The organism is Bradyrhizobium sp. th-b2 (genome assembly GCF_000426785.1).
Classification (GTDB): domain Bacteria; phylum Pseudomonadota; class Alphaproteobacteria; order Rhizobiales; family Xanthobacteraceae; genus Bradyrhizobium; species Bradyrhizobium septentrionale.
Window position 1 is genome coordinate 229,244 of record NZ_AUGA01000005.1, and the last position, 20,212, is coordinate 249,455.

At 64.5% G+C, this 20,212-nt stretch carries 19 protein-coding genes; 6 read left to right on the forward strand and 13 right to left on the reverse strand.

Features of this window, described 5'->3' with window-relative positions; all coding sequences use genetic code 11:
- Positions 1 to 35 precede the first annotated feature (35 nt).
- Positions 36 to 494: a carboxymuconolactone decarboxylase family protein gene (locus tag K359_RS0110610; RefSeq protein WP_029079321.1), complete on the forward strand. Its 459-nt coding sequence runs from the start codon at positions 36 to 38 to the stop codon at positions 492 to 494.
- Between the two features lie 123 nt (positions 495 to 617).
- On the opposite strand, the gene K359_RS0110615 is transcribed toward K359_RS0110610, so the two are convergent.
- The 7 genes from K359_RS0110615 to K359_RS0110645 all read right to left on the reverse strand — a co-directional run bounded on the left by K359_RS0110615 (position 618) and on the right by K359_RS0110645 (position 6,254).
- Entirely contained in the window at positions 618 to 1,478 is an 861-nt protein-coding gene (locus K359_RS0110615) for a D-amino-acid transaminase (RefSeq protein WP_029079322.1), read from the reverse strand.
- A 201-nt stretch (positions 1,479 to 1,679) separates the two neighbouring features.
- Positions 1,680 to 2,411: an amino acid ABC transporter ATP-binding protein gene (locus tag K359_RS0110620; RefSeq protein ID WP_029079323.1), complete on the reverse strand. Its 732-nt coding sequence runs from the start codon at positions 2,409 to 2,411 to the stop codon at positions 1,680 to 1,682.
- Between the two features lie 19 nt (positions 2,412 to 2,430).
- Positions 2,431 to 3,123 carry an amino acid ABC transporter permease gene (locus K359_RS0110625; RefSeq protein ID WP_029079324.1) on the reverse strand — a complete coding sequence of 231 codons (693 nt, stop codon included), beginning with the start codon at positions 3,121 to 3,123 and terminating at the stop codon, positions 2,431 to 2,433.
- 2 nt (positions 3,124 to 3,125) lie between these two features.
- Positions 3,126 to 3,857: an amino acid ABC transporter permease gene (locus tag K359_RS0110630; RefSeq protein ID WP_029079325.1), complete on the reverse strand. Its 732-nt coding sequence runs from the start codon at positions 3,855 to 3,857 to the stop codon at positions 3,126 to 3,128.
- A 172-nt stretch (positions 3,858 to 4,029) separates the two neighbouring features.
- Complete coding sequence (locus K359_RS0110635) at positions 4,030 to 4,947, reverse strand: amino acid ABC transporter substrate-binding protein (protein ID WP_029079326.1); 918 nt, start codon at positions 4,945 to 4,947, stop codon at positions 4,030 to 4,032.
- A 30-nt stretch (positions 4,948 to 4,977) separates the two neighbouring features.
- Entirely contained in the window at positions 4,978 to 5,841 is an 864-nt protein-coding gene (locus K359_RS0110640) for an alpha/beta fold hydrolase (protein ID WP_198031132.1), read from the reverse strand.
- Positions 5,838 to 6,254, reverse strand: a complete 417-nt coding sequence (locus tag K359_RS0110645; protein ID WP_029079328.1) for a hypothetical protein — start codon at positions 6,252 to 6,254, stop codon at positions 5,838 to 5,840. The genes K359_RS0110640 and K359_RS0110645 overlap by 4 nt, the downstream gene beginning before the upstream one ends.
- Before the next feature lie 184 nt (positions 6,255 to 6,438).
- Between K359_RS0110645 and K359_RS0110655 the strand changes: the two genes are divergently transcribed.
- Positions 6,439 to 7,494 carry a glutathione S-transferase family protein gene (locus tag K359_RS0110655; RefSeq protein WP_084518345.1) on the forward strand — a complete coding sequence of 352 codons (1,056 nt, stop codon included), beginning with the start codon at positions 6,439 to 6,441 and terminating at the stop codon, positions 7,492 to 7,494.
- A 301-nt stretch (positions 7,495 to 7,795) separates the two neighbouring features.
- On the opposite strand, the gene K359_RS51655 is transcribed toward K359_RS0110655, so the two are convergent.
- Together K359_RS51655 and K359_RS0110665 are read right to left on the reverse strand one after the other, a co-directional pair.
- Complete coding sequence (locus K359_RS51655; protein ID WP_051346086.1) at positions 7,796 to 8,641, reverse strand: IclR family transcriptional regulator; 846 nt, start codon at positions 8,639 to 8,641, stop codon at positions 7,796 to 7,798.
- Between the two features lie 457 nt (positions 8,642 to 9,098).
- Complete coding sequence (locus tag K359_RS0110665; RefSeq protein WP_035976417.1) at positions 9,099 to 10,484, reverse strand: M20 family metallopeptidase; 1,386 nt, start codon at positions 10,482 to 10,484, stop codon at positions 9,099 to 9,101.
- A gap of 239 nt (positions 10,485 to 10,723) precedes the next feature.
- Here K359_RS0110665 and K359_RS0110670 point away from each other — a divergent pair, with 239 nt between their 5' ends.
- Entirely contained in the window at positions 10,724 to 12,109 is a 1,386-nt protein-coding gene (locus tag K359_RS0110670) for an LLM class flavin-dependent oxidoreductase (RefSeq protein WP_029079332.1), read from the forward strand.
- Positions 12,110 to 12,383: 274 nt separating this feature from the next.
- Here K359_RS0110670 and K359_RS0110675 read toward each other — a convergent pair whose 3' ends face one another.
- Positions 12,384 to 14,048, reverse strand: a complete 1,665-nt coding sequence (locus K359_RS0110675; RefSeq protein WP_029079333.1) for a thiamine pyrophosphate-binding protein — start codon at positions 14,046 to 14,048, stop codon at positions 12,384 to 12,386.
- Between the two features lie 272 nt (positions 14,049 to 14,320).
- Between K359_RS0110675 and K359_RS58720 the strand changes: the two genes are divergently transcribed.
- Positions 14,321 to 14,635: a hypothetical protein gene (locus K359_RS58720; RefSeq protein WP_084518359.1), complete on the forward strand. Its 315-nt coding sequence runs from the start codon at positions 14,321 to 14,323 to the stop codon at positions 14,633 to 14,635.
- 50 nt (positions 14,636 to 14,685) lie between these two features.
- Here K359_RS58720 and K359_RS0110680 read toward each other — a convergent pair whose 3' ends face one another.
- Positions 14,686 to 15,204 carry a GFA family protein gene (locus K359_RS0110680; protein ID WP_029079334.1) on the reverse strand — a complete coding sequence of 173 codons (519 nt, stop codon included), beginning with the start codon at positions 15,202 to 15,204 and terminating at the stop codon, positions 14,686 to 14,688.
- A 225-nt stretch (positions 15,205 to 15,429) separates the two neighbouring features.
- Positions 15,430 to 16,557 carry an alkene reductase gene (locus K359_RS0110685; RefSeq protein WP_029079335.1) on the reverse strand — a complete coding sequence of 376 codons (1,128 nt, stop codon included), beginning with the start codon at positions 16,555 to 16,557 and terminating at the stop codon, positions 15,430 to 15,432.
- 102 nt (positions 16,558 to 16,659) lie between these two features.
- On the opposite strand from K359_RS0110685, the gene K359_RS0110690 reads away from it, so the two are divergent.
- Positions 16,660 to 17,043, forward strand: a complete 384-nt coding sequence (locus K359_RS0110690; RefSeq protein ID WP_029079336.1) for a winged helix-turn-helix domain-containing protein — start codon at positions 16,660 to 16,662, stop codon at positions 17,041 to 17,043.
- Between the two features lie 467 nt (positions 17,044 to 17,510).
- Here K359_RS0110690 and K359_RS0110695 read toward each other — a convergent pair whose 3' ends face one another.
- A complete protein-coding gene (locus K359_RS0110695) occupies positions 17,511 to 19,007 on the reverse strand; it encodes an aldehyde dehydrogenase family protein (protein ID WP_029079337.1) in 1,497 nt (498 codons plus the stop codon).
- A 201-nt stretch (positions 19,008 to 19,208) separates the two neighbouring features.
- Here K359_RS0110695 and K359_RS0110700 point away from each other — a divergent pair, with 201 nt between their 5' ends.
- Entirely contained in the window at positions 19,209 to 20,060 is an 852-nt protein-coding gene (locus tag K359_RS0110700; protein ID WP_029079338.1) for an SDR family oxidoreductase, read from the forward strand.
- Positions 20,061 to 20,212 lie beyond the last annotated feature (152 nt).

The window sequence follows — 20,212 nt, forward strand, 5'->3', positions numbered from 1 at the left end:
TTTCATCCCCCCAACCCCAACCAAGGAGAACGACCATGAAGCCCCGCATGAATTTCTACCAGGCCGCACCCGAGACGATCAAAGCGCTGGTCGCGGTGGAAACCCAGATCACTGCGAGCGGTCTCGAGCAATCGCTGATCGAACTGGTCAAGACCCGCGCCTCGCAGATCAACGGCTGTGCCTACTGCATCAACATGCACACCGAGGACGCCCGCAAGCACGGCGAGACCGAGCAGCGGCTCTATCTGCTCAACGCCTGGCGTGAGTCCCCGCTCTACTCCGAGCGCGAGCGCGCGGCGCTGGCGTGGACCGAAGCGCTGACGCTGGTATCGGAAACGCACGCGCCCGACGCCGATTATGAAGCGGTGCGCGCGCAGTTCTCGGACAGCGAGCTCGTCAACCTGACCACGCTGATCGGCGCCATCAACGCCTGGAACCGGATCGCGATCGGCTTCCGCGCGGTGCATCCGGTGAAGGTGAAGGTCGCGGCGTAACACAACAGGACCGTAGGGTGGGTTAGCCGAAGGCGTAACCCACCATTCTCTCCGCGGAGAGCAAAGTCGGTGGGTTACGCTGCGCTAACCCACCCTACGCACCAACGTTGCGGCAGGACCGGCTTAAACCGCCGTCGCCCTGGCGAAATCGACATAGATCTCGCGCAGGCGGTCGGTGATCGGGCCGACCTTGCCGGTGCCGACCTTCTTGCCGTCGATCGCGACCACGCCCTGCACGAACACCGAGGCGCTGGTGATGAAGGCTTCCTTGGCGGCGAGTGCTTCCTCGACCGTGAAGGCGCGTTCCTCGATGCGCAGCTGGCGCTCCTCGGCGAGCTTGACCACCGCCTTGCGGGTGCAGCCGGGCAGGATCTCGTTGCCGTTCTGCCGGGTCACGATGACGTCGTCCTGGGTGACGATGAAGGACGAGGACGAGCCGCCCTCGGTGACCTTGCCGTCTTCGATCATCCAGGCTTCGCCGGCGCCGGCCGCGGCCGCGGCCTGCTTGGCCAGCACCTGCGCCAGCAGCGCCACGCTCTTGATGTCGCGCCGCTCCCAGCGGATGTCGGGCACCGTGATGACGTTGATGCCGGTCTTGGCCGAAGGCGCGTTGATGATGTCCTTTTCCGAGGTGAACATCACCAGCGTCGGCTTGACGTCCGCCTTCGGGAACGGGAAGTCGCGTCCCTTGTCTGCGCCGCGGGTGACCTCGAGATAGACCATGCCGTTGACGAGGTTATTGCGCGCAACGAGTTCTTTCTGGATCGCCTCGATCCGCTCCAGCGTCTCCGGCAGCGCGAGCTGGATCTCGCCGACCGAACGCTTGAGCCGCGCCAGATGCGAGGCGTTGTCGATCAGCTTGCCCTCGAGCACCGCGGCCACCTCGTAGATGCCGTCGGCAAACAGGAATCCGCGGTCGAATACCGAGACCTTGGCCTCGGAATGCGGCACGAACGAACCGTTGACGTAAGCGATCTTTTCCACGCGAGTTCTCCTGCGGACGAAGGACTAGTTTCAGGCCTTCGTATACGCAAATTGTTAACGGGGATAAACCCCGGCCGCCGTCATTCCGGGGCACGCCGTCAGGCGTGAGCCCGGAATCCATAACCACCATCGTGAGTATGGATTCCGGGCCTGCGCCCCAGCGGGCGCATCCCGGAATGACGATGTGGATGGGTCAGCGCCTCAGTGCTGCAAGATCTTCGACAAGAACTTCTGCGCGCGGTCGCTGCGGGGCTTGCCGAAGAAGTCGGCCTTCTTGGCGTCCTCGACGATCTCGCCGCGGTCCATGAAGATGACGCGGTCGGCGACCTTGTTGGCAAAACCCATTTCGTGGGTCACGACCATCATGGTCATGCCCTCGCGGGCGAGGTCGACCATCACGTCGAGCACTTCGCTGATCATCTCGGGGTCGAGCGCTGAGGTCGGCTCGTCGAACAGCATCGCGATCGGGTTCATCGCAAGCGCGCGCGCGATCGCGACCCGCTGCTGCTGGCCGCCGGACAATTCGGCGGGGAATTTCTTGGCGTGATCCTTAAGCCCGACGCGATCGAGCAGCTTCATGCCGGTGACCACGGCGTCGTCATGCTTGCGGCCCAGCACCTTCTCCTGCGCGAGGCAGAGATTATCGAGGATCCGCAAATGCGGAAACAGCTCGAAGTGCTGGAACACCATGCCGACGCGCGAGCGCAGCTTCGGCAAATCGGTCTTGGGGTCGTTGACCTTGATGCCGTCGAGGATGATGTCGCCGCCCTGGATCGGCTCCAGCGCGTTGACGCATTTGATCAGGGTCGACTTGCCCGAACCGGACGGGCCGCAGACCACCACCACCTCGCCCTTGGCGACGCTGGTGGTGCAGTCCTTCAGCGCCTGGAAGCTCGGCCCGTACCATTTGTTGACGTGATTGATCTCGATCATGATGGCTCAACTTGTTTGTTCAGCGAACAATGGCAATACGCGCCTGCAGGCGGCGGACGAAGAAGGACGCGACACAGGAAACGACGAAGTAGACCAGCGCGGCGAACAGGTACATTTCGACCAGACGGCCGTCGCGCTGCGCAACCTTGCTGGCGGCGCCGAGGAAATCCGGGATCGACAGCACGTAGACCAGCGAAGTGTCCTGGAACAGCACGATGGTCTGCGTCAGCAGCACCGGCAGCATGTTGCGGAATGCCTGCGGCAGCACGACGTAGCGCATGGTCTGGCTGTAGGTCAGACCGAGCGCGTTGGCGGCGGCCGGCTGGCCGCGCGAGATGGACTGGATGCCGGCGCGCATGATCTCGGAGAAATAGGCCGCCTCGAAGATGATGAAGGTGATCAGCGAGGAGGCGAAGGCGCCGACCGTGATCGGCCGCGACGCACCGGTCACCCACTGCCCGATATAGGGGACGAGGAAGTAGAACCAGAAGATCACCAGCACCAGCGGCAGCGAGCGGATGAAGTCGACATAGAAGCCGGCGATGCGCCCGAGTACCTTGTAGCTCGACAACCGCATCAAGGCGATCAGCGTGCCGAACACGAGGCCGCCGAACGCGGCGAGCGCCGTCAGGGTCAACGTGAAGCGCATGCCCTCGAAAAAGAGATAGGGCAGCGAGCGGCGGATGACGTCGAAATCGAAACTGCCGAGCATCGTCATTTCCCCGCGATGTAGCCGGGGATCGCGACGTAGCGCTCGAGGAAGCGCATCGCGGTCACCACGACGAAATTGAGGAGAAGATAGAGCACGGTGGCCGCCGTGAAGGCCTCGAACACCTGGAAGGAAAATTCCTGCATCGAACGCGCCTGGCCGGTCAGCTCGATCAGGCCGATGGTGATGGCGACCGCGCTGTTCTTGATGGTGTTGAGGAATTCAGAGGTCAGCGGCGGCAGGATGATGCGGAACGCCATCGGCAGCAGCACGTAGCGATAGGTCTGCAGCGTGGTGAGACCCAGCGCCGTTGCGGCCTGCTTCTGGCCACGCGGCAGCGAGCCGATGCCGGCCTGCAATTGCACGGCAACGCGCGCCGACATGAAGAAGCCGACACCGATCGCGGCGGTCCAGAACGGTGCATTCGGCATCTGCTTCATCCAGAGCCCGGCCGCCCGCGGCAGCAGCTCGGGCAGCACGAAGAACCACAGGAACAGCTGCACCAAGAGCGGCATGTTGCGGAAGAACTCGACCCAGCAGAAGCCGATCCACGACGCCGTCTTCGACGGCAATGTGCGAAGCACGCCGACCACGGAGCCGAACACCAGCGCGATGATCCAGGCGAGCACCGACACCTTGATGGTGACCACCAGTCCCGCCAGCAACATGTCGAGATAGGTGCCGGTCCCCATCGGGTTCGGCTCGAGAAAGATGTGCCAGTTCCAATTGTAGTTCACAGGTCCCCCGCGCTCCCGCGCCAATCACGGATTACGCCGACATCACGCGCGGCGTCTACGTCGCGCTTGGCGACTATGCAAATGTCCGGCCATTCTCCTCCAAAAATGGCCGGACATACTTAACTCTCAGGACCCGCCGCCGAGAGGCGACGGGTCAAACGCAGCATTACGATCAGTTGACCAGATACGCATCCGGATCGGGTGAGTCCGACGGCTTGGTGAACTGCTTCTTCAGCTCCGGCCCGAGCGGCACGTTGAGGTTCAGGCCCTTCGGCGGGATCTTCTGGTTGAACCACTTGGCGTAGATCTTCTCACCCTCGGCGCTGGTGTAGAGCGCGGCGGTGGCGGCGTCGACGACCTTCTTGAACTGCGCGTCATCCTTGCGCAGCATGATGCCGTAGGGCTCCGGCTTGGAGAACGCGTCCTTGGAGATGACGTAGTCGTCCGGCGACTTCGAGCCGGCGACCAGGCTCGCGAGCAGGATGTCGTCCATCACGAAGGCCACGGCGCGATCGGTCTCGACCATCAGGAAGGCCTCGGCATGATCCTTGGCCGGGATGATGTTGACGCTCAGCCCGCGCGCGAGGTTGGCCTCGGTGAGCTGCTTGATGTTGGTGGTGCCGGCGGTCGAGACCACCGTCTTGCCCTTCAGATCGTCGATCGAATTAATCTTGCTCGCCTTCTTGGTGACGTAGCGGCTCGCGGTCAGGAAGTGCGAGTTGGTGAAGGCGACCTGCTTCTGGCGCTCGGCATTGTTGGTGGTCGAGCCGCATTCGAGATCGACGGTGCCGTTGGCCATCAGCGGAATGCGCGTCGCCGAGGTCACCGGGTTGAGCTTGACCTCGAGCTTGTCGAGCTTCAGCTCCTTCTTCACGGCATCGACGATCTTGTAGCAGATGTCCATGGCGTAGCCGACCGGCTTCTGGTTGTCGTCGAGATAGGAGAACGGAATCGAGGAATCGCGGTAGCCGAGCGTGATGGCGCCGGTGTCCTTGATGTTCTTCAGCGTTCCGGTCAGCTCCTGGGCCTGCGCCTGGCTCGCGCCGAGCGCGGCGGCGAGCGCGAAGCCGATGAGATATTTGGATGTCATACGTCTACTCCTTGCGTGGAAACGATCGATTTACTGCATGAGAATGTCGGCGAGGACGGGTGCGATATAGCGGCGAAACTGTTCGGGATTCTCGCTCATCGGAAAATGACCGAGCTTCTCCATGATCGTAACGCTGGCGCCCCCTATTGCCGCTGCCGTCCGCCTTGTGTCCTCAGGCGTGCAGGAGAAATCATACTCGCCCGTGAGCAGGTACAGCTTGCATACTTTAGTATCGATTGACGCGACCCGACCGCGCAGGTCGCCATCGACACGGTAGAAATACAGGTCGCCCTTGAACACGCCGGGGCCGCCCTGCTTGTAGGCCCACAGCGTTTCCATCCGCGCAGGCTCCGGGCTCTGCGGGGCAATGAGCCCCGACACCAGCGCGGCGCAGACTTCGCCGCCGTGAACGTCCGGGCGGTTCAGCCAGTTCGTGTCATACCACGGCGCCTGGAAATCGGCAGCCTCGAGCCCGATCAGCGCGCGGAATTCGGCGGCATGTTCGATCGCGAGGTTGAGCACGATGCGGCCGCCGATCGAGCAGCCCATCACGACAGGCTTCTCCAGATGGAGCGCACGGCAGAAGGCGCGGATGGTCTCGGTGTAGCGCGCAGTGGTGAGTTGGTATTCATCGCCGGTCCAGTCCATCGGCGGATTCGACTTGCCATGCCAGGGCATATCGAAGGCAATGATGCGGAAATTTTCGGCAAATTGAGCGTCAACGAGCAGATGCCGCCACTGCCGCGCATCGGCGCCCGCCGTGTGCAGGCAGACCAGCGGAATGCCCCCGCCGTTCTCCTCGAAATAGATGCGGTGCAGTTCGCCGCCGATCTCGACGTGAACGTAGCGGCCGACCATCGGCTCGATGTGACCGTTCATGCGGCGGCCGCTCATGAGAGGACCGCCGCAAAATGCTGCCGTGGCAGCGCCAGCAGGTCCTTGAAATATTGCAGATGCGCCATGAAGGGATGCAGATCGCCTTCCAGCACCGCCTCGCCGCGCTTGGTCAGCGCCAGCAGATCGTGCCAGCCGGGTTTCGGCTCGGCCTGCCAATGCGCGGCCCAGGCCTGCGGCGTGGCGCGATAGGAGAAGCGCCACGAGCGCATCAGGAGCGGCGACGGCGTGAGCTCGACGATGCGGCCGCCGCGGATCACGGCATGAAACGGCCGCGCCATCTCCCCGATCAGGCAGTCGCAATCGAGCAGCCGTCCCCGCGAGACCAGCGAAGGTGCCTGGTCGAGCAATGCGGCAAGGCCGGCAAACGCCCTCGTCACAGCGTCGTCGGTGGCGTCAGGCGATAGCGTCATCTGTCGGGCGGCGTTCCTGCAGCGGGGCGGCGCCATGATGACGGCAAGCGCGCGATCCCGCAAGGCGCCGATGCCCTTGGGTTCCCTGGATTATTCGCTTGACCAAACGCGGCTTGCGAGTCCATGGCGCGGACCTCCGCGCCCTCCCCGCTCGCCTTGTTCGCCGTGACCTGAGCAGCGTAGAATGGCTCTGCCCCGCACGGCCCCACAAAGTGATCCTGCATCAGCATCCGCTTTCGCCGCTCGCCCAGAAGATCAGGATCGCTCTCCTCCGCGAGAAGGGCGCGCAGTTCGAGACTGCGCCCTTCGCCCAGGCCGCAACCAGGCCGAAAGAGAGCCAATTATGATGGCAGATCAAAACGCCCTGATTCTTCAGCAGTACGACATCTCGCCGTACTCCGAAAAAATCCGCGGCGCGCTCGGCCTCAAGGGCCTCACTTGGTGGGCCTGCAACCAGCCGTCGATCATGCCCAAGCCGGAACTGATCGCGCTGACCGGAGGATACCGCCGCATCCCGGTGCTTCAGATCGGCAGCGACGTCTATTGCGACAGCGAGCTTATTCTGGACGAGATCGAGCGCCGCTTTCCCGCCCCGTCGATCTTTGCATGCGGCCGAGCCACCACGGAGACCTATCGTCTGTGGGCGGACGAGAAGCTGTTTCCGACGGTCGTGGGCCTGCTGTTCTCAGGAGATTGGGATGTCAGCGAGGCCTTCATCGCCGATCGCTCGGCGCTGCGGGGCCGGCCGTTCGATCCCGAGGCGTTCCGCGCGGCAATACCCGGCTTGACCGAAGCACTGCATCGGCACTTGAGGCTGCTGGAGCTGCAGCTGGAGAACGGCAATCCGTTTCTGGCAGGCGAGCAGCCGAGTGCAGCCGATCTTCAAGTCTTCCACAATGTCGCGTTCATCCGCTGGGGGAAGGGACGCACGACAGCGTTGCTGGACCAGCATCCGGGCCTGCGCGCCTGGGAGGCGAGAATGCGCGCGATCGGACACGGCATACGCCATGACATCGGCAGGGACGAAGCGCTCAGAGTAGCCCGCGAAGCGCCGGTCTCTGCGGCCGTTGGCGGCGCACGCGTGAGCTACCAGATCAACGACGCCAATTCCCCGCCGATCGCGGGCAGATTGGTTGCGGAGGACCCGCAGCGGGTGTCGATCCTGCTGGAAAATCCGCTGGTCGGCACCGTCGTGGTCCACCTGCCGACGACCGGCGGCCGGCTGCATCGCCTCGACTGAGCCGCTTGGTTCCTGACAAGGCGCGAGGTCGACCGTGCGGGGGTTTGCTTGGTGCTCACCGCGCCGGCCCGGCGCTCAGGTGGCGCTGGATGAAGGGGCTCTGCGGAAGTCGAGCTGCAGCCGCATCGGAACTGCGCTCCCTCTCCCGCTTGCGGGGGAGGGTTGGGGTGGGGGTATCACCGCGAGTCGCCTAGTGGAGAAAGCACCCACCCGGATTGCATCTTCGATGCAATCCGACCTCCCCCGCGAGCGGGAGAGGTGAAGTCAGTCCGCGGAACGGCCTACTCGTAGACAACCCGTCTCAACCCGCCTTCACCACACGCCCGTTCTTCGGCGCCTGGGCCATCGCGCGGGCCAGCACCTGGGCTTCCTTCTTCAGCATGTCGGCGAGATCGCCTTCGCGGCGGCGGATGCGGTCGGATGCGGCACCGATCGAGAGCGCGGCGACCACCTCGCCGGCGTCGTCGCGGACGGGAACGCCGACGCCGCCCATGCCGGGGAATGCGGCGTCGATCAGCACGGTGTGACCGGCCTTGCGCGCCATCGCGATCCGCTCGCGCAGGAACTTTGGCGTGATGCGCGGCGATTTCGCCAACCGCGGCACGATCACCTCGATCACGGCCTCGATCTCGGCATCCGGCAGCCAGACCAGAAGCGCCAGCGCGCCGGCGCCGACGCCGAGCGGACGGCGGCTGCCGATCTGCAGATAATTCGGCTGCAGCGGATGGCTGCCGACCGAGCGCGCCAGATACAGCGCCTCGACGCCGGAGCGCACCGACAACAATGCCGTATCGGCTGAGCGCTCCGACAGACGCAACAGGCTCGGCTGCGCCAGCTCGGCAATGTCGACCGAACGCCGCGCGCCGACCGCCATCACCCGCGCCTCCTGGCCGAGCTCATAGGTCTTGGCACCTGTGACCCTGGAGACAAAACCTTCCTCGATCAACGAGTTGAGGATGCGCAGCGCGGTCGCCTTGTTCAGCGAGGTGGTGTCGGCGATGTCGGTGAGCCGCAGCGGCGAGCGCTGCGCCAGCACGCGCAGGATCGCGCAGACCTTCTGGATCGCGTTGAACTTGTCGGGTTGGCCCGGCTCCGGCGGTGGCCTCTTGCGGCTGGTCCGCGCCGTCGCAGTCGTGGAGGCGTTCATGCCTTCTTCCTTGCCCTCAATCCGAAGTCTGAACCGGACACGACCAATGGAACGCGTCCGGCGAAGCGTCATCCTAAAACGGATGACACTCGCCGGACATCGTATACTTTCGTCAGATGAAACTTTGATTTCAACTATCTTCGCTGCTGTGCAGCAATGAAGATTTTCGAATTTCGCATCACGAAATCAAGCCAACCGCAACCTTCGGATGGTGAAGAGCGCCCACAGGCTGAGCAAGCAGACGCCGGTGAGGTAATAGCCCGGTGCGAGCTCGCCGATCGGCGCAAAACATCTAGGTCATGATCGCCGGACCCATGCCGCCGAACAATGTGACGCCAATATTGTAGCTGAGGCCGAGCCCGGTGGCACGTGTCGCCGGCGGAACAGTTCCGACATCAGCGCGGCGAGCGGCCCGTAATACAGCGACTTGATGACGGGGAAAAATGCGCGCCGCCCTTCAACCCTTACGCGCCGTCTCGCCGAGATCCCAGAACAGGCCGGCCATGATGGTCAGCGCCTCCTCGGTCACCGGCAGCAGGATGTGCTCGTCGGGGGCGTGCTGCGAGCAGCCCGGATAGGAATGCGGCACCCAGATCGTCGGCAGGCCGAGGCCTTCGGAGAACACGTCGTTCGGCAGCGAGCCGCCGAAGTTCGGCAGCACCGCCGGCGCCTTGCCGGTGGTGGTGCGGATCGAGTTCGCCGCCCAGTCGATCCACGGACTGTCCATGTCGGTACGCGAGGCGCCGAAGCGCTGCGCGCCGGAGACTTCGACCATTGGGAAACCGTTGTTGTGCAGATAGTCGCGCACGCCATCGATCACTTCGAGATATCTCGTGCCGACCACGAAGCGGAGCTGCAGCACCGCGTTCGCCTTGCCGGGGATGGCATTGGCCGGTTTGTCGATATTGCCCGACGACATCGCCAGCACTTCCAGCGTGTTCCAGGCGTAAAGCCGCTCGGCCGCGGTCAGGCCTTCCTCGCCCCAATCCTCCGCGAGCTGAGGTTCGTCCGCCGTCGGTTCGACCTTGACGTCGGCGAGCGCGGCGCGGACGCGGTTCGAGATCGGCGGCGGTTTGAGGATCTCGAGCTTCATCCGGCCCTTGCCGTCGACCAGGCTCGCGATTGCGTTCGCCAGGATCGTCGCCGGGTTGGCGAGCACACCGCCCCAATTACCGGAATGATTGCCGCCATCGCGCAGATTGACGTCGAGATGGATGCGGTTGCCGCCGCGGCAGCCGAGGAAGATGGTCGGCCGCTCCGCCGAGAGCCGCGGCCCGTCGGAGGCAATGAACAGATCGGCCTTCAGCTCCTCGCGATGCGCCTCGCAGACCTCGCGCAGATCGGGCGAGCCGATCTCCTCGCCGGTCTCGATGATGAATTTGGCATTGAAGCCGAGCTTGCCGCCGCGCGCCTGCTTCACCGCCCGCAGCGCAGCCATGTTGATCGAATGCTGGCCCTTGTTGTCGGCGGTGCCGCGGCCATAGACGCGATCGCCCCTGACCGTGGTCTGCCAGGGATTGAGCCCGTCGCGCCATTCGCCGACCATGCCGTCGACGACGTCGCCGTGACCATAGGTCAGCACAGTCGGCCGCGCCGCATCTTCCTGGTAGTCGGCGATCAGATAGGGCCCGCGGCCGGTCGGCGATTCGATCAGCCGGGTCTTGAAATCGAGCTCGGCGAAGGCCGGCTGCAGATTTTCCACCAGATAGGCGTGCAGCGCACTGGCCTTGTCGGCATTCAGGCTCTCGGTCTGGTAGCCGACCCTGCGGTCCAGCTCCTGCAAGAACTGTCCCGATTGAAAATGCTCTCGCACCGTTGCGATTGCGTCGGCCCGTGTCGCCATGATTGTTCCTTCGTCCGGTCCCGTCTTGACATGATCTCTTGGCATGATCCCGCCGGAAAGCTCCGTCGCACATCCGGATCATGCTCTGGAGAGGCGCAACCTATCGGGATCGGATCACGACCGGAAGGGCGTGAAATGCGAATGGGCCTTGCCAAAACGTGGGAAGTCGCAACAAGTTGATGCAGGGACGCCCGGCATCTGACCGGGCAGCAATCGAAGCGGCGCTCAAGGTTTCGACAATGACAAAGCAAATCCGGCTCAACGCCTTTGCCATGAATTGCGTGGCGCATCAGTCGCCGGGGTTGTGGACCCATCCGCGCGACCGCACCAAGGACTACAACAAGCTGTCCTACTGGACCGATCTGGCGAAGACGCTGGAGCGCGGCCGGTTCGACGGGCTGTTCCTCGCCGACGTGCTCGGCGTCTACGACGTCTATGCCGGCAATCCGGATGCGGCGCTGCGCAACGCGGCGCAGACCCCGGCAAACGAACCGCTGATGCTGATCCCGGCAATGGCCGCGGTGACCGAAAACCTCGGCTTCGGCGTCACCAGCAATCTCTCCTTCGAGCCGCCCTACCCGTTCGCGCGACGGATGTCGACGCTCGACCATCTGACCGGCGGCCGGGTCGGCTGGAACGTGGTGACCGGCTATCTCGATTCCGCCGCGCGCGGCGCCGGCAAGGACAAGCAGACCGCGCATGACGACCGCTACGAGCTCGCCGACGAATATATGGAGCTGGTCTACAAGCTGTGGGAAGGCAGCTGGGAGGACGACGCCGCGATCCGCGACGTCGCGCGCGGCATCTTCACCGACCCAAAGAAGGTGCATCGCGTAGAGCACGAAGGCAGCAACTACCGGCTCAACGCGATCCACCTGTCGGAGCCGTCGCCGCAGCGCACGCCGGTGCTCTATCAGGCCGGCACCTCGCCGCGCGGCCGGCAGTTCGCTGCCGAGCACGCCGAATGCGTGTTCATGTCGGGGCCTTCAGCGAAAGTGATCGGCCCGCGGGTCTCGGCGATCCGCGAGCTTGCCGCCGAGAAGGGCCGCAACGCAGCCGAGATCCTGATGTTCTCGATGATGTGCGTGGTCGTGGCGCCGACCGAAGCGGAGGCCAAGGCGAAGTATGCCGAGTATCGCAGCCATATCAGCCATGAGGGCGCGCTGGCGCTGATGTCGGGCTGGACCGGCGTCGACTTCTCGACCTATTCGCTCGACCAGGAGGTGCGGCATGTGCAGAACGATGCAGGGCGCTCCGCGATGGACAATGTCACCCGCGCTGATCCCGACCGGGTCTGGACCGTGCGCGAGGTCGCCGAGCATGTCGGCATCGGCGGCGCCGGCCCGGTCGTGGTCGGCTCGCCCGAGCAGGTCGCCGACAAGATCGAGCAATGGTTCGAGGACACCGACGTCGACGGCCTCAACATCGCGTTCGCGATCTCGCCGGGCGATTTCGAGGATATCGCCGACATGCTGGTGCCGGAGCTGACCAGGCGCGGCCGCTACAAGCGGGAGTATGCCAAGGGCACGCTGCGCGAGAAGCTGTTCGGTGCGGGGCGTGCAAGGCTCGACGCGACACATCCGGCGAGCCGGTACCGGGTGAAGCGGAGCGCTGCGGCGGAGTAGCTGCGTAGGGTGGGTTAGCCAAAGGCGTAACCCACCATCTTCGCCCGACAAACGCTTGTGGTGCAGGTGAGACCGGCGGTGGGTTACGCTTCGCTAACCCACCCTACGATTCTGCTCGTCCCGTCATCCTGAGGAGCCGCGAAGCGGCGTCTCGAAGGATCGACGGCCACCAGCCGGGCCGTCGACCCTTCGAGACGCGCTTCGCGCTCCTCCGGCGACAAAGGCGAAGCCTTTGCGCGGGGTGACGGTGATAAATTGAGCGCGCGGCGAAAACTCAGTTCACCGAATTGCTCACCACCACCTCGATCAGCTTCGCGCCCGGCCGAGCGAACGCCGACTTCATCACGCCCTTCAACTCCTGCGGATCGGTGACCTTGATCGCCTCGAGCCCGAGCGCGCGCGCGACGCCGGTGAAATCGACCGGCGGATCGATGAAATCCATGCCGACGTAATTGTCGTCGCCATGGAAGGCGAGCAGGCGCTGCTTGATGATGCGGTAGCCGCCATTATTCACGATCACGAAGTTCAGCGGCAGCTTGTGGTTGGCCGCGGTCCATAGCGACTGGATCGAATACATCGACGAGCCGTCGCCGGAATAGCACACCACCGGACGCTGCGGATTGGCGAGGCTGACGCCGACCGCGGCCGGCAGGCCCCAGCCGATGCCCCCCGAAGCGAGCGCATGATAGCCGTAGCGGTCGCGATGCGGCCGCAAGCCGATGATCTGGCGCGACGAGGTCAGCCCCTCGTCGACCAGGATCGCATTGTCGGGCATCGCTTCCACGACCTGCAGCGCCAGCCAGTCCGGATCGATCGGCGATTTCTGGCTCGCCTTCGATATCTGCTCGACCAGCGCCTTGCGCTTCGCCGCCCAGTTCTTCGTCGACAACGCCGCGAGGCCCTGCTTCGCGCGTGTCTCCAGCGCGCCGCCGCCGAGTTCCTTCAACGCCGGCACCAGCGCGCGCAGCGTTTCCTTGACGTCGGCCTTCACCGCGATCTCGGCGCCATAATTCCTGGCAAGATCGCTGTCGACCAGCCCGACCTGCACGATCGAGAGCCCGTCCGGCAACGGATCGACCTCGCTATAGACCGACATCCGCAGCGGATCGCCGCCGAGCGCGATCAGCAGATCATGCGGCGCCAGCACGTCGCGGGCGACCTTCTGCAGCCGCGCGATCGCGCCCATGAAGCTCGGACTGTCGGACAGGAAATGCGATCCATAGGGCGTCGGCGATTGCCAGGCCGGACAGCCCAGCGTCTCGGCCAGATCGGCCGCCTCGCGCAGCGCGTCGCTTTTCACGATCTCGTCGCCGACGACGATCACCGGACGCTCCGCTTTCAGGATTCGCGCGGCCAGCGCCTTCAAGGAATCCTCCGACGGCCTGACGCGGGTGTCGATGCGGGTGGAGCGGCCGAGTTCGATGCCGGCCTCGGCATTGAGGATGTCGCCGGGCAGCGAGATGAACACCGGCCCGGTCGGTGGCGTGGTCGCGATCTTGGCGGCGCGGCGCACGATGCGCGGCAGATCTTCGAGCCGCGTCACCTCGACCGCCCATTTCACCAGCGGCGTCGCCATCTGCACCAGCGGGCCAAACAGCACCGGCTCGGTCAGACCATGGCCCTGCTCCTGCTGGCCGGCGGTGAGGATCAGCGGCGTGCCGGTGAAGCTTGCGTTGAAGAGCGAGCCCATCGCATTGCCGAGGCCCGGCGCGACGTGGACATTGCAGGCCACCAGCTTGCCGGAGGCGCGGCTGAAACCGTCGGCCATCGCAACCACCAGGCTCTCCTGCATCGCCATCACATAGGTGAGATCGGGATGGTCCTTCAGCGCGTGCATGATCGGCAGTTCGGTGGTGCCGGGATTGCCGAACAGATAGGTGACGCCCTCATCCTTCAGCAGCGCCAGAAATGCCGAACGGCCGGTGATGCGATTCTTCATGTTCCCTCCAGGCCCCGGCGTCGTTGACCGACGGGACGACGGAGATGACCAAACTTGCGTGACGGGAGCAATCGAGCGGGTGCTCATGGCTGCATTCCTCAGGCGCGCGCCTCATGGAGACGATCGTTCGCGTTGCGGTCAGGCGGGCGCAAAATCCCGCATCAGCGATCGGCGATCCATTCAACGAAGCTTGATCGGTATTAAACCTGCGTAATGCGCCGAACCGGCTCGCGGCTCATCGCCTCCAACGGATGTTAAAGGAGGTGATATTCATGAAACTCGTTTCAGCGTTTGCTGGCATCGCCGCACTCGGTGGTGTTGCTCTCTCCGGCGCGCCGGCGCCTGCGACGCCAATCGAAGTCCCTGCGGCGGGAGCCGTCGTCCCCGCCGGTTACGTCTGCAACGAATGGGGCCGTTGCTGGCACCGCCATTACTACGGTGGCGGCTATTACCATCCGCAGTATTGGGGTGGTTACGGCTACGGCGGCTGGCATCGTCCCTGGGGCTGGCACAGGCATTGGCGTCACGGCTACCACTGGCGCCACTGGCATCGCTGGCACCATCGGCATCACTGGCACCGCTGGTAAGCACTGGGAAAGGGGCTTCGGCCCCTCTCTTTCTTCGACGGCTTCAGAGCCTAGAACATCCCCTCGCGATCGCTGCGCTTCTTCTTTTTAGAGCGCTGCCAGACCACGCCGGGATAGCCTTTCAGCGGCACCAGCGGCTCGCCGGCATAGGCCCATTCCTGCAGCTCCTCGATCGCGATGTGATAGAGCGGCTGCCGGCCGGTGCGGCCCGAAAACAGCGCGCGCGGGATGTTGACCATGTGCGGCGAACGCGCGCGTTCGTAGAAAATCGGAGTACCGCAATTGGCGCAGAAGCTGCGCGCCGTCTTGCTGGCGGCATCCTCGTAACGCGAGAGCTCGCTCGCGCCCTGCGTGACGCGGAAGCGCTTCTTCCAGCTGCCGACATAGGTCGCATAGGCCGCGCCATGGGCGCGGCGGCTGGCGGCGGTGTGATCGTGCCAGGCCCAGCGCGCCGGCACGTCGATCTCGAACCGCACTTTGCCGCACAGGCATTGCCCGGCCGCAGGCTTTGCGAGTGCGACGGGTTTTGGCTTCTTGCTCGACGTGAACTCGTCGTCTTCCGGAAACATCGGGATGCGCTCCATTTGCTCACCGTCATTGCGAGGAGCGAAGCGACGACGCAATCCATCTCTCCGCGCACCGGGAGATATGGATTGCTTCCCTTCGCTCGCAAAGACGAAGATGGAACCATTGTAGCCCGGATGCAGCGAAGCGTAATCCGGGAACGGCATATCCGCAGATGCAAGGCTCCGGATTGCGCTGCGCTCGTCCAGGCTATGAGAACAAGCGCGCGTCTACGCCTGCGCCATCTCGTCGTGGACGGGATAGTCCGTGTAGCCCTTTTCCTCGCCGGCGTAGAAGGTCGGGCGGTGATACGGGGTCAGCGGATAGCCGCGCTGCAGGCGGCGCGGCAGGTCCGGGTTGGAGATGAAATAGCGGCCGAAGGCGATCGCGTCGGCATGACCTTCGGCGAGCGCGCGCTCCGCGCTGTCGCCGACAAAGTTGCCGGCTGATATCAGCACGCCGCTCCACATCGGGCGGTACAGCACCATCGCCGACGGCACGTTCTGCCAGTTGACGTCGGCGCGACCGGTGCCGGAGGCGCGCGGCTCGATGAAATGCAGATAGGCGAGCCCGAACTTGTCGAGCGCCTTGATGGTGTGGCTGTAGAGCGGCATCGGATCGGCCTCGCCGCTGCCATTGGCGATGCCGTAGGGCGACAGCCGCACGCCGACGCGGTTGGCGCCCCACACCTCCGTCACCGCCTGTGTCACTTCCATCAGGAAGCGGACGCGGTTCTCGATCGATCCGCCATATTGATCGGTGCGCAGATTGCTGCGCGATTGCAGGAACTGCTCGATCAGATAGCCATTGGCGCCGTGGATCTCGACGCCGTCGAAGCCGGCGGCGAGCGCGTTCTTCGCGCCCTCGCGGTAGGCCTCGACCATCAGGGCGACCTCGCCGGTCTCGAGCGCGCGCGGCGTCTCGTAGTCGACCACCTTGCCGTCAGCCGTCATCGCCCTGAACTCGGGCGGGATCGCAACCGCCGACGGCGCCACCGGCAGCGCACCATCAGGCTGGAACGAGGAATGCGAGACGCGGCCGACGTGCCAGAGCTGCAGGAAGATCAAGCCGCCCTTGGCATGCACCGCATCCACCACCTCGCGCCAGCCCGCGATCTGGGCCTCGCTGTAGATGCCGGGGACGCCGGGATTGCCGAAGCCGGTGGCGACCACCGGTGAGGCTTCCGCGATGAGCAGGCCGCCCGGCGTGGCGCGCTGCGCATAATATTCCGCGTTCAGCGGCCGCGGCGCGAGACTCGGCCGCGCCGCCCGCATCCGCGTCAAAGGCGCCATCACGACACGGTGCTTCAGCTCATAGGGACCGACCTTGAGCGGCGAAAACAGCGACGGAGAACTCATGCCTACCCCGATTATTCTTTGTAATAGACCGTTATCTCACGGGTTCATCTTGTTCGCAAAAGCAGGTAGTGGCAATCTACCGAACAGACTAGCAGGCTTGCCATGTCGAAACAGAGCGCCACATTGCTCCCCTCGTTAAGCGTCCGCATCGATCTCGATGCCGAAGACCGGATCGGCCCGGGCAAAATTCTGCTCCTCGAACGGATCAAGGAGTGCGGCTCGATTTCGGCTGCCGGCCGCGCCATGGATATGAGCTACAAGCGCGCCTGGGACCTGGTCGACGAGATCAACCGCATCTGCCGGCAGGCGGCGGTGGAACGGCAGACCGGCGGCAAGAATGGCGGCGGCGCGGTGCTGACCCCGTTCGGCCTCTCCCTGGTGGCACGTTACCGCAAGATCGAGCGCGATGCGGCGAGCGCCGTGCGCAAGGACCTCGAGGCGCTGCGCAGCGACATCGGCAAGCCGAAGAAGGCCGCGGGGCGGTAAACGCAAGAACCTGCGGCCGTCGCAGGGGCGCGTTGCGAAAATATCGAAAACAACCCCATGCAAAGTAGCCGGCGAACGCCGGCATTCGACCAGGCAACTTGACACATCGGGCAAATCAGGGATACATTTCTAATATTCCGAAATCATGCAGGCATTGGGGCGAGGGGCTTCCCTCCGCGAGCGCGCCGAACCTTGAGACCAGAACCCCCTCACCCGGATTGCATCTGGCGATGCAATCCGACCTCTCCCCGCAAGCGGCAGGGCTATCGCATTTGGAAGCTGCGGCGATCGGTGTTCCCGCAAACTCGTCATGCCCGGGCTTGTCCCGGGCCTCCACGTCTTCGTTTCCACGCGAAGAAAGACGTGGATGGCCGGGACAAGCCCGGCCATGACGGTGCGGAAAAATCAGTTCATTCCAAATGCGATTGCACTGCCGCAAGCGGGGAGAGGTAAGAAAAAAGCGAGCGCTAACCCGTCTTGATCCAGACCGCCTTGACGTTGAGATATTCCTCGACGTGCTGCTTGCCGGACTCGCGGCCGTAGCCGCTCATCTTGTAGCCGCCGAACGGCACCGCGGGGTCCATCGCCTGGTAGCAATTGACCCAGACCGAGCCGGCGCGCAGCGCCTTGGCGACCTGGTGCGCCTTGCTGACATTGGTGGTCCAGACGCCGGAGCCGAGGCCGAAGGTGGTAGCGTTGGCGCGCTTGATCAGCTCGTCCGGATCCTTGAACGAGATCGCCGAGATCACCGGGCCAAAAATCTCCTCCTGCGCGATGCGCATGTTGTCCTGCACGTTGGCAAACACCGTCGGCTGCACGAAATAGCCCTTCGACAGCGCGCCCTCGGTGAGGCGGCCGCCACCGGCCAGCGCCTTGGCGCCTTCCTTCTGGCCGATGTCGAGATAGTCCGAGACGCGGTCGAGCTGATCCTTCGACACCAGCGGGCCGATCTGGGTGTTGGGATCGAGGCCGTTGCCGACCTGCAGCTTCTTGCCGAACTCGGCGACGCGGCCGACGAACTCGTCATAGACCTTCTGCTCGACGAACAGCCGCGTGCCGGCGCTGCAGATCTGGCCGGAATTGGCGAACACCGCCATCGCCGCCCCCGGCACCGCCGCGTCGAGATCGGCATCGGCGAACACGATGTCCGGCGACTTGCCGCCGAGCTCGAGCGAGACCCGCTTGAGGTTGCCGGCCGAGGCGCGGATGATCGACTGGCCCGTGATGTGCGAGCCGGTGAAGGCGACCTTGTCGACATCGGGATGCGAGGCAAGCGCGGCGCCCGCGGTCTCGCCATAGCCCGGCACGACGTTGACGATGCCGGGCGGAATGCCGGCTTCCATGCAGAGCTCGCCGATGCGCAGCGAGGTCAGCGGCGATTCCTCCGCCGGCTTCAGCACCACGGTGCAGCCGGTTGCGATCGCAGGGCCGATCTTCCAGATCGAGGCGGTCAACGGCCCGTTCCACGGGATGATGGCGCCGACCACGCCGATCGGCTCCTTCAGCGTGTAGGAGAAGATCTCGCCGGGCAGCGAGTTCTCGATGGTCTCGCCGTGGATCGCGGTGGCCTGTCCGGCGTAGTAGCGCAGCATGCCGAGCGCGCGCAGCTTGTTGCCGCGGGTGCGGCTGATCGGCGCGCCCATGTCGAGCGTGTCGAGCTGGGACAGTTCCTCGAAATTGGCTTCGACCAGCTCGGCGAGCTTGAGCAGCAGGTTCTGCCGCTCGAACGGCTTCACCTTGCTCCACGGCCCTTCGAAGGCGCGGCGCGCCGCCGCGACTGCGCGGTTGATGTCCTCGGCATCGCCTTCAGCGACGGTCGCGAGCAACTCGCCGGTCGCGGGATTGTGTGTTTCGAATGTCTTGCCGGAGGCGGCGTCGACCCATTTGCCGTCGATCAGCATCTTCTTGTAGGAGCCATCGGCATAAGGATGGCGCGTGATCGGAATAGCCTGCGAAACAGCCATGTTTGCACTCCCTGTAAAATGTCGGCTGAGGTCTTTTTGAAGCGTTATATCGGCGATTCTACAGCGCAGGCGCGAAACCGTAAAGCGCAGCCGGCGTTGTCGAGGGCGGCGCGCATGAAACCCTCCCATGCGCCTGCGCATATGGTTCGCGCGCTATGATAGGATTTGAACAGTAGCCACCTATGTGTCCGGAGATCACCGATGCCCCACCCCGTGATATCAGCCAATCATGTTGCCGTGATCACCGGCGGCGCGTCCGGCATCGGGCTTGCCGCCGCGTTGCGGTTCGCCGAAGCCGGCATGAAGGTCTGCATCGCCGACCTCGGCGATGACAGGCTGAAGGCGGCAGCGACAAGACTGTCATCTGCGGCGCCCGGCGGCGCAGCCGATATCATGACGGCTGCCGTCGACGTCAGCCGCGCGGACGCGGTCGCGGAGCTCGAGGCCAGTGTCGCCAGGAAATTCGGCGGCACCGACATCCTGATGAACAATGCCGGCATCCAGCCCGGCAGCGCGATGTTCGGCCCCGCGGACAATTGGCAGCGCATCCTTGGCGTCAATCTCTGGGGCGTGATCAATGGCACGCAGGCCTTCGTACCCAACATGATCAAGCGCGGCCGGCCGGGGCTGATCATCAACACCGGCTCCAAGCAGGGCATCACCACGCCACCGGGCGATCCCGCCTACAACGTCTCCAAGGCCGGCGTGAAGGCGTTCACCGAGGCGCTGCAGCACGAGCTGCGCAACACCGACGGCTGCAGGATATCGGCGCATCTCTTGATCCCCGGCTTCGTTTTCACCGGGCTGACTGCGCGCGGCCGCACCGAGAAGCCGGCCGGCGCCTGGACATCGGAGCAGACCGTCGACTTCATGATCGAGCGCCTCGAGGCCGGCGATTTCTACATCCTCTGCCCGGATAACGACGTGCCGCGTGCACTCGACGAACGCCGCATCCTCTGGGCCGCCGGCGACATCGTCGAGAACCGCCCGCCGCTGTCGCGTTGGCATCCGGATTTCGGCGACGCGTTCGCCGCCTTCGTGAAGGGGAAGTAAGAGGCAGGGAATCGCGAGGATGGGTAGAGCGAAGCGAAACCCATATTCTCTCCTGCGGCCCGCTATTTGATGGGTATCGCTTCGCTCCACCGAGACGCGCGCAAGAGCGCTCCTCAGGATGACGGTGATAGTCCGGAGCGTGGGTTGGCCGA